Consider the following 13,059-nt stretch of genomic DNA (forward strand, 5'->3'; position numbering starts at 1 on the left):
TTGCGCCACGAGAATGATATGCAACGGATCAAGGGCTATCACGCCCACGTTTATTTTGATGCGACCACTATCGACCAGGCCCGGGCTTTGTGTGAGCAGGCTGCTCAGACATTCAAACTGCGGATGGGGCGGGTCCACGAGCGGCCGGTCGGCCCCCATCCCGACTGGAGTTGTCAGCTGGCATTCGAGCCGGAATTGATTGGCGTGGTGCTGCCATGGTTGGCGCTTAATCGAAACGGCTTGGTGGTGTTCCTGCACCCGGAAACCGGTAATGACCTGCTGGACCACACCGATCACGCAATCTGGATGGGCGCTATTCGGCCGCTGGATCTGTCGAATTTCTAGATGCGCATAAAAAAGGCCCAGGGCAAAAACCTGAGCCTTCGATGCCGCTTTTAGATACTCAAGCAGTGCGCGCGTTACGCACACCTTGTGACAGCGCCGAGCACAGGCTCAACACGCCATCGATGGCTTGCTCGGATGTCGTCGCGTTGGCGATGTGATCGATCAGGGCCGAACCCACCACCACGCCGTCCGCTAGGCGAGCAATCGCAGCCGCCTGCTCCGGAGTGCGGATACCGAAGCCGATGCTGATTGGCAAATCGGTGTGTCGACGCAGACGAGCGACGGCTTCCTCGACATGCTCCAAGGTGGCCGCGCCGGCACCGGTCACACCGGCAACCGACACGTAATAGACGAAGCCCGAGCTGCCGTTGAGTACGGTCGGCAGGCGTGCGTCGTCAGTGGTCGGGGTGGTCAGGCGGATAAAGTCCAGACCTGCCGCTTGAGCCGGATCACAGAGTTCGCCGTTATGTTCAGGCGGCATATCCACCACGATCAGACCATCGACGCCGGCCTCCTTGGCATCGGCGATGAAGCGTGGAACGCCGTAGTAGTGAATCGGATTGAAGTAACCCATCAGCACCAGCGGGGTGTCGTTGTTCTCGGCACGGAACTCGCGAACCATCTGCAGGGTTTTCGCCAGGTTCTGTTTGGCACCCAGCGCACGGATGTTGGCCAATTGGATCGCCGGGCCATCGGCCATTGGGTCGGTGAAGGGCATGCCGAGTTCGATCACGTCCGCCCCCGCCGCTGGCAGGCCCTTGAGGATCGCCAGGGAGGTGTCGTAGTTCGGGTCGCCAGCGGTGATGAAGGTCACTAGGGCCGCACGGTTCTGCTCTTTGAGTTCGGTGAAACGAGTCTGCAGGCGGCTCATCAGTGTTTCTCCTGCTTGGATTGTTCCATGTGGAACATCACTGTTTGCATGTCTTTATCACCTCGGCCGGACAAGTTGACCACCATCAGGTGATCCTTGGGCAAGGTCGGTGCACGTTTGAACACTTCTGCCAGGGCGTGGGCGCTTTCCAGCGCTGGAATGATCCCTTCCAGGCGGCAGCACTTGTGGAACGCATCGAGGGCTTCGTCGTCGGTCACCGAGGTGTATTGAACACGACCGATGTCATGCAACCAGGCGTGTTCCGGGCCGATGCCCGGATAGTCGAGGCCGGCAGAAATCGAGTGTGCATCGATGATCTGGCCATCGTCGTCCTGCAGCAGGAAGGTGCGGTTGCCGTGCAACACGCCCGGTACGCCACCGTTCAAGCTGGCGGCGTGCTTGCCGGTTTCGATGCCGTGCCCTGCCGCTTCAACGCCGATGATCTCGACACCTTGGTCATCGAGAAACGGGTGGAACAGTCCCATGGCGTTCGAGCCACCGCCGATGCAGGCCACCAGGCTGTCGGGCAGACGGCCTTCCTGAGCCTGCAGTTGGTCGCGAGTTTCCTTGCCGATCACTGCCTGAAAATCGCGGACCATTGCCGGATAAGGGTGTGGACCGGCCACGGTGCCGATCAGGTAGAAGGTGCTGTCGACGTTGGTCACCCAGTCACGCAGGGCTTCGTTCATCGCGTCTTTCAGGGTACCGGTACCGGCAACCACCGGGATCACCTCAGCGCCCAGCAGTTTCATACGGAACACGTTGGCCTGTTGCCGCTCTATGTCGGTGGTGCCCATGTAGATCACACATTCCAGGCCAAAGCGCGCGGCGACGGTGGCTGTGGCCACACCGTGCATGCCGGCGCCGGTCTCGGCGATGATGCGTTTCTTGCCCATGCGCCGAGCCAGCAGGATCTGGCCGATGCAGTTGTTGATCTTGTGCGCGCCGGTGTGGTTCAGCTCTTCGCGTTTGAGATAGATTTTTGCGCCGCCGCAGAATTCGGTCAGACGCTCGGCGAAATAAAGCGGGCTTGGGCGGCCGACGTAGTCGCGCTGGAAGTAGGCCAGTTCTTCTTTGAAGGCTGGATCCTCTTTGGCGGCTTCGTATTCACGGGCCAGGTCGAGGATCAACGGCATCAGGGTTTCGGCAACGTAACGGCCGCCGAACGCGCCGAACAGGCCGCTGGCGTCAGGGCCGTTGCGCAGATTAGTCTGGGTCATGGGGCGCTCCAGGTGAATGCGTGAAGAGACAATGGCGTTCACTCTACCCCTGACGCTCCCCGGTGAAAACCGATAAGATCGCCACGACCTGTCAGGAAAACTCACCTATCCATGAGCCACGACCTGCCCCCTCTCAACGCCCTGCGCGCCTTCGAAGCCACTGCTCGCCTGAATAGCGTCAGTCAGGCGGCGGAGCAATTACACGTGACTCATGGGGCCGTGAGCCGGCAACTGAAAGTCCTCGAAGAACACTTGGGCATCAGCCTGTTCGTCAAAGATGGCCGCGGCATTAAACTCACAGATGCCGGCGTACGTCTGCGCGATGCCAGTGCCGATGCTTTTGAGCGACTACGCAGCGTTTGCGCTGAGCTGACGCAGGGTCACGCCGATGCGCCCTTTGTGCTCGGCTGCTCTGGCAGTTTGTTGGCGCGCTGGTTTATTCCGCGCCTGGGACGATTGAATGCCGATCTCCCGGACCTGCGCTTGCATTTGTCGGCGGGCGAAGGTGATCTCGATCCGCGCCGCCCTGGACTGGACGCCCTGCTGGTTTTCGCCGAGCCGCCGTGGCCAGCGGACATGCACGTCTATGAACTGGCCAGTGAATGCATCGGCCCGGTGCTCAGCCCACGTTGCGCCGCATACGAAACATTACGTGCGGCGCCGGCCAGCGCCCTGCTCGAGCAAGCCCTGTTGCACACAACCTCACGCCCGCAAGCCTGGCCCAGTTGGGCGCAACACAATCACCTCGACCCGCATGCCTTGAAGTTCGGTCAGGGATTCGAGCATTTGTATTATCTGTTGGAGGCGGCGGTTGCCGGTTTGGGAGTGGCTATCGCTCCACAGCCGCTGGTGGCTGAGGATTTGAAGGCGGGTCGCCTGATTGCGCCGTGGGGCTTTTCGCAAACCCCGGCGCAACTGGCGTTGTGGTTACCCAAGCGCGCCGCGGACGGGCGCGCTCGGCAACTGGCGCAGTGGCTGAAAAACGAACTGCGCCAGGCGGATTAGTCGCCGCGTTTGCACAACAGATACGCCGCCAACAGGCCCAGGGCACCGACTGCGACACCCGCCGTGGTCCACGGGTGCTCCTGCGCGTAGTCGCGGGTGGCGATCCCGGTCTCGCGGGTTTTCACTTTGACTTCTTCGTACGCGTCGCTGAGCAGGCTGCGCGAGTGTTTGAGCGCGCTCTCGGCATTGCCTTTCAAGGTTTTCAGGGTTTTCAGCGACTCGTCAGAGGCATCGCTTTTCAAGCTTTCCAACGACTTGAGCAGACTCTCGATCTCGGCTTCCATGCTTTGCAATGAAGCTTTGCGCAACGAGGTGTTGGCCATGGTGACTCTCCTGCATTGATTGAGTGGCATGTGTTGGTTCCGACTCCGGCGCTTCGCGAAAGTGCCGAAAAATCTGAACCTTCTCTGAGGAAATGCACACAGAAGAAATACGAAAAATCACTGCTAGTCTGTATTAACACTTAAGGAGATCGCCATGACTGACCATCACACTTACAAGAAAGTTGAACTGGTGGGCTCATCCCCTACCAGCATCGAAGATGCGATCAACAATGCGCTGGCCGAAGCCAGCAAAAGCATCAAACACCTGGAGTGGTTCGAGGTGGTCGATACCCGCGGGCACATCAAGGACGGCAAGGCGGCGCATTTTCAAGTGACGCTCAAGGTGGGCTTTCGGATCGCCAATAGCTGAGGGTGATCGCAGGCTAATGAACTCGTTCGCTGGCTGATTGCCATAGGAAGTGGCAAAGCGCTATTTAGACTCGGACACTGGAGTCTTGGACTTTATTTATAACCTTTTGATTCGACCAAGGAATGTGACCGATGAAGAAATTGATTCTGGCTTTGGGCTTGCTGAGCATTGCGGGTACAACGCTGGCGGCGGGTAAGCCGTGTGAGGAACTCAAGACGGAAATTGCAGCGAAGCTCGACGCCAAGGGCGTCTCCGGGTACACGCTGGAAATCGTCGACAAAGACGCTTCGACAGGCGGAAAAGTCGTGGGCACCTGCGAAGGTGGCTCCAAGGAAATCGTCTACAAAAAGTGACCCATTCCACACAAAAAAGCCGACGCCCAGGCGTCGGCTTTTTCATGGGTGCTCACAGGATATTCAACCCTTCATGACCTGCGCCAGCAGCTCGTAGGAGTGCAGGCGGTCAGCATGCTCATACAAGTCGCAGGTAAAGATCAGCTCATCGGCCTGGGTCTGCTCGATCAGCACCTCGAGCTTGCCGCGGATCTTCGCCGGACTACCGACCATGGCCAGTCCGAGGAAATCGCCGACAGCCTGTTTCTCATGCGGCAGCCACAAACCGTCCATGGATTTCACTGGTGGGCGCTGCACCAGGCTCTGGCCACGCATCAACGCCAGGATCCGCTGATAGACCGACGTCGCTAGGTAGTCGGCCTGGTCGTCAGTGTCGGCAGCTACCAGTGGCACGCCCAGCATCACGTAGGGTTTATCCAGCACGGCTGAAGGCTTGAAGTGGTTGCGATAGACGCGAATCGCTTCGTGCATGTAACGCGGTGCGAAATGTGAGGCAAAGGCGTAGGGTAAGCCGCGCTCCCCTGCCAGTTGTGCACTAAACAGGCTGGAACCCAGCAGCCAGATCGGTACGTTGGTCCCGGTGCCGGGCATAGCAATGATGCGTTGGTCTGGCGTGCGTGGACCGAGGTAGCGCACCAGCTCTGCGACGTCTTCCGGGAAGTCGTCGGCGCTGCCCGAGCGCTCGCGGCGCAAGGCACGGGCGGTCAGTTGGTCGGAGCCAGGGGCGCGCCCCAGGCCCAAGTCGATGCGCCCGGGATACAGGCTTTCCAGTGTGCCGAATTGTTCGGCAATCACCAGCGGCGCATGGTTGGGCAGCATCACCCCGCCGGAACCCACGCGAATGTTCTTCGTGCCGCCGGCCAGATAGCCCAGCAGCACCGAGGTGGCAGAACTGGCGATGCCGTCCATGTTGTGGTGTTCGGCCACCCAAAAACGGTTGTAGCCCCATTGTTCGACGTGTTGCGCCAAATCCAGTGAGTTACGCAGCGATTGCGCAGGGCTACCGTTCTCCCGGACGGGCACCAGGTCCAGGGTCGAAAACTTGATATCGGACAGCTGTTTCATAAGCCTGCTTCTCCAAAAGGGGGGCGGTGCAGGCTTTTCTCACCAACGAAAACCTGCCGAATGTATAAGCCTGTTCTATGCAATGTGGGCATATACCCGAGTTTCAATAGCAGGCTTGAAATTGCCTACCGGATAGTCGGTCTTATCCGACAATGTGAACTTTGTCCTGCGATCTATCCTCAGAAACCTTGGGAAGCGAAAACCATCAAGGCGCGAACCCTCGCGCCGGATTCTGAGGAGGCACAGATGAGCATCATCAAGAAAGCATCGGCGCATTGGGCAGGTGATCTGAAAACCGGTATTGGCTCGATATCCACGGAAACCGGTGTGCTGCGCGAGGCGCCTTACGGCTTCAAAGCGCGCTTCGAGGGCGGCAAGGGCACTAACCCGGAAGAACTGATTGGGGCCGCACATGCGGGTTGTTTCTCCATGGCCTTTTCCATGATTCTCGGCGAGGCAGGACTTACGGCTGAGAGCATTGATACCCAGGCCGAAGTCACCCTGGATCAGGTTGACGGCGGTTTTGCGATTACCGCAGTTCACTTGGTCCTCAAGGCAAAAATACCTGGCGCCAGCCAGCAGCAATTTGAAGAGCTGAGCAAAAAGGCCAAGGAAGGATGCCCGGTATCCAAGGTGTTGAACGCGAAAATCAGCCTGGACGGTCAGCTCATCACCTGAGCCCTCCCCTGCTGGAGATGGAGGCAGCGCAACGCAGAACTCGTCTGGCACAATGATGGTCGAATTAATGACAGCAGCTTGAGCACACGCCCGTGCGCGCTGCTTAGAGGGAGCTTCAACCATGAAACGTTTTGCCTTGGCGGTAATCTGCGCTGCGCTGACCACATCGGCCCTGGCGGCGCCCAAGCCGTGCGAAGAGCTCAAGGCCGAGATCGAAGCCAAGATTCAGGCCAACAACGTCTCTTCCTACACCCTGGAAATTGTCAGCAACGATGAAGTGCACGACCAGAACATGGTGGTCGGCAGTTGCGAAAATGGCAGCAAGAAAATCATCTACCAGAAGAACGATCGATAAGTCGCCTCAGGGTACGCAATTGATCTGACGTTCTTCGGCGACGATCTGACGCTTGGCGTCGTACAGTCGAGCGCTGGGCGTGAAGGCCAGCGAGCGGGCTTCAAGGCGATAGCGCTGGCCCGCCTGGAAATGGTCGTAAGAGAGGGTCATGTAGCACAACCGCTCCTGGGGATCGGTGTTCATGCCGCCCATGCCGCCGCCAAAAACTTCAAAATCAAAGCGCACCATCAGTTCATGGTGACCGGGCGTGACCTGGAAAAAACGGCCGTCGGTCAGGCGTTGATTGTCCAGGCGCTCGGCCATCAGCACTTTGCCGCCCGGCGACGGCATGGCGAAATCGACCCAGGCCATTTTCGGATCGACCGTAGGCAAGGGTGACGTGGTGCAGCCCGAGAGTGCGGTGAGGGCGAGAAGCAGCAAATACCTGTGCATGATTTATTTCCGTGCGGTCAGGTATTAATCATAGCGCCGATCAGGTGCCCTGGCAGCCTGTCGGACGGGCCTGACCGACGACTTTTCGCTGCTCATCGTAGAGTTTGGCCCAGGGCCGAAAACCGATATTTCCCGCCTGCAGTTGATAGCGACCGCCGGCGTTGAAATCGGTGTATTTCACGCTCAATTGGCAATCACGCCACAGTGTTTGCGCATCGGGGCCGATGTTGCTCGGCTCGACGGCAAACTGATAGCGCACCGTCAGCTCATGGCTGCCGGGGGGGACTTCGAAGTAACGTTTATCGAGGGTGGCCTTTTCATCGACTTCCAGCGCCTGCAGCGCGGTGTCCTTGGCATGGGGTGTGAGATCAATCCAGGCTTGTGTTGGGTCAGGTTGTGGCAATCCGGCACAGCCGGCTAGCGTCAGCAGGCCTCCACTCAGTATTAATGCGCGCATGGCGAAGCTCCAGTCAGGCGAGATAGTCTTGCAGGCAGACTCCCCAAGGATGATTCGATGTGATCAGGCTGCTTGCGAGCCATCGGTTACTTGATCGCGTTTTGCGCGTTTTGTTTCCGAGTGTGATGTTTTTGCTGCTGAACGGTTGTGCCAGCGTCAGTTACTACAGCCAGTTGGCCAGTGGTCAATTGCAGTTGTTAAACGCTCGTGTTCCGGTCAGCCAGGTCATTGCCGACCCGGCCAGTGACGCGAAACTGCGCGCACACCTGGAGCAATCGCAACGGGCCCGGGACTTCGCTAGCCAGCACCTGCACCTGCCGGATAACCAGAGTTACCGCCTCTACGCAGACATTGGCCGCTCCTACGTGGTGTGGAATGTGTTTGTCACTCCGGAATTTTCCCTCCGTCCGCAGAACTATTGCTTCCCGATTGCCGGCTGTGTGGCCTACCGCGGTTATTACCAGCAGGGTGCCGCGCGCGGTGAGGCGGCTCTCCAGCGCCAGCAGGGCATGGACGTGGCGATCGGCGGCGTCGAGGCCTATTCAACCCTGGGCTGGTTCGATGATCCGATCATGAATTCAATGCTGGGTTGGGGCGACGAGCGGCTGGCGACCCTGATCTTTCATGAGCTGGCGCACCAACGCCTTTATGTGAAAGACGACACTGAGTTCAACGAGTCCTTCGCCAGCTTTGTCGAGCAGGAAGGCACGCGCCAGTGGCGCGCGGCGCGCAACCTGCCTGCGCTGAATGATGCGCAGGAGCGACAGCGCGACCAGTTCATTCAGTTGTTGCTGGACACCCGTGCGCGGTTGGAAAAACTGTATGCCCTGCCCCTGGCGAGCGACGAAATGCGTCGGCGCAAGGCCGCTGAATTCACGCGCTTGCGCGCTGACTACCAGACCCTGCGCGACAGCCAATGGGCTGGCAGCCGACGCTTTGATGCGTGGATCGACGCGCCGATGAACAACGCCCGGCTACTGCCGTTCGGCCTGTATGACCAATGGGTGCCAGCATTCGCCGAGCTGTTCAGGCAGGCGGGCGGCGACTGGCAGAAGTTTTACTTGGCGGCGGAGCGAGTGGGCGCGCTGGCGCCCGCGCAACGCAAACGGGCGCTGATGTCATTGGACGACTGAGTACACCCGGGCGGAAAGCAGACTACCCGCGCAAGAAGGCCTGGTGCAGGTCTGCCAGGGTCTCGAAGTGATAGGCCGGTTGTTCCGCGCTCAACTCTTCGTGGCTGCCGAACCCATAACCCACGGCGGCAGCATCCAGGCCATTGCGGCGGGCGCCAATCAGGTCGTGCTTGCGATCGCCGATCATCAGCGTAGTGGCGGGGTCCAGGCCTTCTTCGCCGATCAGGTGGGCAATCAGTTCGACCTTGTCGGTGCGGGTGCCGTCGAGTTCGCTACCGTAAATCACCTTGAAGTGCCGGTCGAAGTCGAAATGTCGGGCAATTTCCCGGGCAAACACCCAGGGTTTGGACGTCGCGATATACAGCTGCCGGCCCTGTACGCTCAGTGTCTCCAGCAATGGCGTGACGCCATCAAACACACGGTTTTCGTACAGGCCGGTGACCTTGAAGCGTTCGCGATAGAAATTCACCGCCTGCCACGCCTTGGCTTCGTCGAAGCCGTAGAACTGCATGAAAGCCTGCAGCAACGGCGGGCCGATGAAGTGTTCCAGTTTGCCCAGGTCCGGCTCGTCGATCCCCAGGTTGCTCAGGGCATATTGGATAGAGCGGGTAATGCCCTCGCGCGGGTCTGTCAGGGTGCCATCAAGGTCGAACAAAACAGTTTGGTAATGCATGAAATGTCCCGAATAAGAGTCAGAGCTGGTCGTAGCCTTCGGCCAGATGCAGGTCTTTGAGCTTGACGTAGTTGCCGGCGCTATAGGTAAAAAATGCGCGCTCCTTGTCAGTCAATGGGCGAACTTGCTTTACCGGACTGCCCACGTACAGGTAGCCACTTTCCAGGCGTTTGCCCGGTGGCACCAGGCTGCCGGCGCCGATGATGACCTCGTCCTCGACAATGGCGCCATCCATCACGATGCTGCCCATGCCGATCAAAACCCGGCTACCGATGTTACAGCCGTGCAGCATGACCTTGTGAGCGATGGTCACGTCATCGCCGATCAGCAGAGGGAAACCGTCGGGGTTGAATGGGCCGGCATGGGTGATGTGCAGGACACAGCCATCCTGCACGCTGGTGCGTTGGCCAATGCGGATGCGGTGCATGTCACCGCGGATCACGGTCAGCGGCCATACCGAGCTGTCGGCGCCGATCTCGACGTCGCCGATGACCACCGCCGAGCCGTCGACGAACGCGCCGTTGCCGAGTACGGGGGTGTGGTTCTGGTACTTGCGAAGGGACACGATAGGCTCTCTCTCTTTTGCTGATAGCTGCGGTGAGCGTCGATTGTAATTAAGATGGCCCCATGTTTCTTCCAGCCAAGGTGCCAACCGTGAGCGTGAACAACCCTCTTTTGCAGCCCTACGACCTACCGCCGTTCTCGGCGATCCGCGCCGAACACGTGCAGCCGGCCATCGAACAGATCCTCGCCGACAACCGCGCCGCCATTGCCGAGATCCTCAAGACCCAGGGCCAACAACCGACCTGGGCCGGCCTGGTGCTGGCGATGGACGAGCTCAACGACCGCCTGGGCGCTGCCTGGAGCCCAGTCAGCCACCTCAATGCCGTGTGCAACAGCGCCGAACTGCGAGAGGCCTATGAGTCCTGCCTGCCGGCCCTGAGCGCCTACTCCACTGAACTGGGGCAGAACCGCGAACTGTTCCAGGCGTTCGAAGCCCTGGCCAACAGCCCTGAAGCCAGCGGCTTCGACGTTGCGCAAAAAACCATCATCGAGCACTCGCTGCGCGACTTCCGTCTGTCGGGTATCGACCTGCCAGAGGCTGAGCAGCAGCGCTACGCCGAAGTGCAGAGCAAGTTGTCTGAACTGGGCAGCCGCTTCTCCAACCAGTTGCTCGATGCCACCCAGGCCTGGACCAAACACGTCAGCGATGAGGCGGCGCTGGCCGGCCTGACCGATTCGGCCAAGGCACAGATGGCTGCGGCCGCACAGGCCAAGGGCCTCGATGGCTGGCTGATCAGCCTGGAGTTTCCGAGCTACTACGCGGTGATGACCTACGCCCACGACCGTGCTTTGCGTGAAGAAGTCTACGCTGCTTACTGCACCCGTGCGTCAGACCAAGGCCCGAACGCCGGTCAGAATGATAACGGCCCGGTCATGGAAGAGATCCTCGACTTGCGTCAGGAATTGGCCAAGTTGTTGGGTTTCTCGAGTTTTTCGGAACTGAGTCTGGCGACCAAGATGGCCGAGTCCTCTGATCAGGTGCTGAGCTTCCTGCGCGACCTTGCCAAGCGCAGCAAACCATTCGCCGCCCAGGATCTGCAACAGCTCAAGGCCTATGCCGCTGAGCAGGGTTGTGCGGACCTGCAAAGCTGGGACAGCGGGTTTTATGGCGAAAAACTCCGTGAGCAGCGTTACAGCGTCTCCCAGGAAGCGCTGCGCGCGTACTTCCCGATCGACAAAGTGCTGGGCGGGTTGTTCGCGATTGTCCAGCGCCTGTATGGCATCGAGATCGTCGAGCAAAAAGGTTTCGATACCTGGCATCCCGATGTTCGCCTGTTCGAAATCAGTGAAAACGGCCAGCACGTAGGGCGTTTCTTCTTCGATCTGTACGCACGCGCCAACAAGCGTGGCGGTGCGTGGATGGATGGCGCCCGTGACCGTCGCCGCACCGCCGAGGGCGCGTTGCAGAGCCCGGTGGCCAATCTGGTGTGCAACTTCACCCCGGCTGACAGCGGCAAGCCGGCTCTGCTGACCCACGATGAAGTGACCACCTTGTTCCACGAGTTCGGTCACGGCCTGCACCATCTGCTGACCCGCGTCGATCACGCCGGTGTCTCCGGGATCAATGGCGTGGCCTGGGATGCGGTCGAGTTGCCGAGCCAGTTCATGGAAAACTGGTGCTGGGAGCCCGAAGGCCTGGCGCTGATTTCCGGTCACTATGAAAGTGGCGAACCGCTGCCGCAGGACCTGCTGCAGAAAATGCTCGCGGCTAAGAATTTCCAGTCCGGGCTGATGATGGTGCGCCAACTGGAGTTTTCCCTGTTCGATTTCGAATTGCATGCCACCCACGGTGATGGCCGCAGCGTTGCACAGGTGCTCGAGGGCGTGCGTGACGAGGTGTCGGTGATGCGTCCGCCTGCCTACAACCGCTTCCCCAACAGCTTTGCGCACATCTTTGCCGGTGGTTACGCCGCAGGCTATTACAGCTACAAATGGGCTGAAGTGCTGTCGGCCGATGCGTTCTCGAAGTTTGAGGAAGAAGGCGTACTCAACGCAGCGACGGGTCGTGCCTTCCGTGAAGCGATCCTGGCGCGTGGCGGTTCTCAGGAGCCGATGGTGCTGTTCGTCGATTTCCGCGGACGGGCGCCGTCGATTGACGCACTCCTGCGTCACAGCGGCCTGAATGAGGACGTAGCAGCATGAGTGATGGGCCTGTGAGCAAAACCAAGAAACGCTTTATCGCCGGAGCCGTGTGCCCGGCGTGCAGCGAGCCGGACAAGTTGATGATGTGGAGCGAAGACGATGTTCCGCATCGCGAATGCGTGGCTTGCGGTTACAGCGATACGCTCAACGAGCAGGGTCTGTCGGTACCCAAGGAGTTGGGTACGCGGGTCAACACCAGTGCGGTGAAGGTTGCGGACGCCAAGGTCCAGACCGTGCAATTTTTCGTCAATCCAAAGCTGAAGAAAAAAACCGACGACGCCTGATTGCGCGGCCGGCTCCTCTCCTCCGGGAGCCGGCCCGAAGGCGTCTATAGCGCCGACTTACCCTCGCTGACGGATTTGAACCAGCTCTTCATCGAGCATGTGGCAAATACGCTGGTGCTGCATTCCCCATTGGCAAGGGCCGCGCGCAGCTTATCGATATCGGCATGCATCATGTAGCGTATGCCGTCCTTGAAATGATGACTGTCGCCGAATCCGCCTTCGGTCATTTCCTGCAGCGCACCCTCCTTGCTCCAACCCTGAACGACCACTCGGTACATTGCCGCAATCAGGCCTGTGCGGTCCGAGCCGTGTTTGCAATGCATCAGTACCGGGCCTTTGCTCTGGCCAGTCTCTATCGCCCGCAGGGCACTCAAGACCAGGCTGTCGTCGACATGGTTGGTCCTGTAGGGAATCTGCACCAGATTGATTCCGGGAGCGGTTAGCCACTGCGCATCGGACTGCGGCAGAAAGGTGATCACTGTGCGCACCTTGAGCCTGTCGAGCAGGGGCAGGACGCCGTCATCCGGCAGTGCACTGCGGTAGAGCGTTGGCGACATCTGAAAGAGGTCGTACTGCGCTTCGATGGGTTGCGCCCATTCGCCGGGGCGCAAGAATGACGTTGATGCGGCTTGAGCCGGATGAATCGAAAAAAACGCCATGAACGATAAGTACAGTACGAACAGCAAGCGTTGATTCGACATGAGCTGGGTAAACCGTGAAGGATGACAGCTTGCTAGCGTGGGCGTTTGGCAGTCAAAGGTCCGTGAGGGGCTTGTCAAAGATTTGTTC

The 13,059-nt window shown here is 59.4% G+C and carries 18 protein-coding genes; 9 read left to right on the top strand and 9 right to left on the bottom strand.

Translation table 11 applies throughout. The features are described 5' to 3' along the window. Positions 1 to 18 precede the first annotated feature (18 nt). Positions 19 to 345: a DOPA 4,5-dioxygenase family protein gene (locus tag NR126_RS04625; RefSeq protein WP_027616646.1), complete on the top strand. Its 327-nt coding sequence runs from the start codon at positions 19 to 21 to the stop codon at positions 343 to 345. A 58-nt stretch (positions 346 to 403) separates the two neighbouring features. Here the strand turns inward: NR126_RS04625 and trpA are convergent, their stop codons facing one another. Both trpA and trpB read right to left on the bottom strand, forming a co-directional pair. Beyond that, positions 404 to 1,216 carry a tryptophan synthase subunit alpha gene (trpA, locus tag NR126_RS04630; protein ID WP_027616645.1) on the bottom strand — a complete coding sequence of 271 codons (813 nt, stop codon included), beginning with the start codon at positions 1,214 to 1,216 and terminating at the stop codon, positions 404 to 406. Then, entirely contained in the window at positions 1,216 to 2,436 is a 1,221-nt protein-coding gene (gene trpB, locus NR126_RS04635) for a tryptophan synthase subunit beta (RefSeq protein WP_027616644.1), read from the bottom strand. The genes trpA and trpB overlap by 1 nt, the downstream gene beginning before the upstream one ends. A 111-nt stretch (positions 2,437 to 2,547) precedes the next feature. Between trpB and NR126_RS04640 the strand changes: the two genes are divergently transcribed. Next, on the top strand, positions 2,548 to 3,441 hold the full coding sequence (locus NR126_RS04640) for a LysR family transcriptional regulator (protein WP_105753512.1): 894 nt from the start codon (positions 2,548 to 2,550) through the stop codon (positions 3,439 to 3,441). Here the strand turns inward: NR126_RS04640 and NR126_RS04645 are convergent. Further along, entirely contained in the window at positions 3,438 to 3,764 is a 327-nt protein-coding gene (locus NR126_RS04645; RefSeq protein WP_027616642.1) for a YqjD family protein, read from the bottom strand. The genes NR126_RS04640 and NR126_RS04645 overlap by 4 nt on opposite strands. 154 nt (positions 3,765 to 3,918) lie before the next feature. Here NR126_RS04645 and NR126_RS04650 point away from each other — a divergent pair, with 154 nt between their 5' ends. Together NR126_RS04650 and NR126_RS04655 are read left to right on the top strand one after the other, a co-directional pair. After that, positions 3,919 to 4,134 carry a dodecin gene (locus tag NR126_RS04650; protein ID WP_027616641.1) on the top strand — a complete coding sequence of 72 codons (216 nt, stop codon included), beginning with the start codon at positions 3,919 to 3,921 and terminating at the stop codon, positions 4,132 to 4,134. A 131-nt stretch (positions 4,135 to 4,265) separates the two neighbouring features. After that, positions 4,266 to 4,487 (top strand): DUF1161 domain-containing protein, encoded by a 222-nt coding sequence (locus NR126_RS04655; RefSeq protein ID WP_256829783.1) that lies wholly within the window; start codon positions 4,266 to 4,268, stop codon positions 4,485 to 4,487. A 63-nt stretch (positions 4,488 to 4,550) separates the two neighbouring features. Here NR126_RS04655 and NR126_RS04660 read toward each other — a convergent pair whose 3' ends face one another. Then, positions 4,551 to 5,552, bottom strand: coding sequence for an LLM class flavin-dependent oxidoreductase (locus NR126_RS04660; RefSeq protein WP_027616639.1), 1,002 nt, complete (start codon positions 5,550 to 5,552; stop codon positions 4,551 to 4,553). Positions 5,553 to 5,798: 246 nt separating this feature from the next. Between NR126_RS04660 and NR126_RS04665 the strand changes: the two genes are divergently transcribed. After that, positions 5,799 to 6,230 (top strand): OsmC family protein, encoded by a 432-nt coding sequence (locus NR126_RS04665; RefSeq protein WP_027616638.1) that lies wholly within the window; start codon positions 5,799 to 5,801, stop codon positions 6,228 to 6,230. A gap of 121 nt (positions 6,231 to 6,351) precedes the next feature. Next, positions 6,352 to 6,585 (top strand): DUF1161 domain-containing protein, encoded by a 234-nt coding sequence (locus NR126_RS04670; protein ID WP_027616637.1) that lies wholly within the window; start codon positions 6,352 to 6,354, stop codon positions 6,583 to 6,585. Positions 6,586 to 6,591: 6 nt separating this feature from the next. Here the strand turns inward: NR126_RS04670 and NR126_RS04675 are convergent, their stop codons facing one another. Beyond that, positions 6,592 to 7,017 (bottom strand): hypothetical protein, encoded by a 426-nt coding sequence (locus NR126_RS04675; RefSeq protein WP_027616636.1) that lies wholly within the window; start codon positions 7,015 to 7,017, stop codon positions 6,592 to 6,594. Positions 7,018 to 7,057: 40 nt separating this feature from the next. Next, positions 7,058 to 7,474: a hypothetical protein gene (locus NR126_RS04680; RefSeq protein WP_027616635.1), complete on the bottom strand. Its 417-nt coding sequence runs from the start codon at positions 7,472 to 7,474 to the stop codon at positions 7,058 to 7,060. 59 nt (positions 7,475 to 7,533) lie between these two features. On the opposite strand from NR126_RS04680, the gene NR126_RS04685 reads away from it, so the two are divergent. Continuing rightward, positions 7,534 to 8,607: an aminopeptidase gene (locus NR126_RS04685; protein WP_027616634.1), complete on the top strand. Its 1,074-nt coding sequence runs from the start codon at positions 7,534 to 7,536 to the stop codon at positions 8,605 to 8,607. 22 nt (positions 8,608 to 8,629) lie between these two features. Here the strand turns inward: NR126_RS04685 and NR126_RS04690 are convergent, their stop codons facing one another. Both NR126_RS04690 and NR126_RS04695 read right to left on the bottom strand, forming a co-directional pair. Continuing rightward, a complete protein-coding gene (locus tag NR126_RS04690) occupies positions 8,630 to 9,280 on the bottom strand; it encodes an HAD family hydrolase (RefSeq protein WP_027616633.1) in 651 nt (216 codons plus the stop codon). A gap of 19 nt (positions 9,281 to 9,299) precedes the next feature. Further along, the gene (locus NR126_RS04695; protein ID WP_027616632.1) at positions 9,300 to 9,845 is read right to left on the bottom strand and encodes a gamma carbonic anhydrase family protein; all 546 of its coding nucleotides are present in this window, start codon (positions 9,843 to 9,845) and stop codon (positions 9,300 to 9,302) included. A gap of 62 nt (positions 9,846 to 9,907) precedes the next feature. Between NR126_RS04695 and prlC the strand changes: the two genes are divergently transcribed. Then, complete coding sequence (prlC, locus tag NR126_RS04700; protein ID WP_256829784.1) at positions 9,908 to 11,986, top strand: oligopeptidase A; 2,079 nt, start codon at positions 9,908 to 9,910, stop codon at positions 11,984 to 11,986. After that, complete coding sequence (locus NR126_RS04705; protein ID WP_027616630.1) at positions 11,983 to 12,270, top strand: YheV family putative zinc ribbon protein; 288 nt, start codon at positions 11,983 to 11,985, stop codon at positions 12,268 to 12,270. The genes prlC and NR126_RS04705 overlap by 4 nt, the downstream gene beginning before the upstream one ends. Before the next feature lie 44 nt (positions 12,271 to 12,314). On the opposite strand, the gene NR126_RS04710 is transcribed toward NR126_RS04705, so the two are convergent. Next, positions 12,315 to 12,971 carry a tyrosine-protein phosphatase gene (locus tag NR126_RS04710; protein WP_027616629.1) on the bottom strand — a complete coding sequence of 219 codons (657 nt, stop codon included), beginning with the start codon at positions 12,969 to 12,971 and terminating at the stop codon, positions 12,315 to 12,317. Positions 12,972 to 13,059: the final 88 nt, after the last annotated feature.

The organism is Pseudomonas sp. Pse1, assembly GCF_024519635.1.
In the GTDB taxonomy this organism is placed as follows: Bacteria; Pseudomonadota; Gammaproteobacteria; order Pseudomonadales; family Pseudomonadaceae; genus Aquipseudomonas.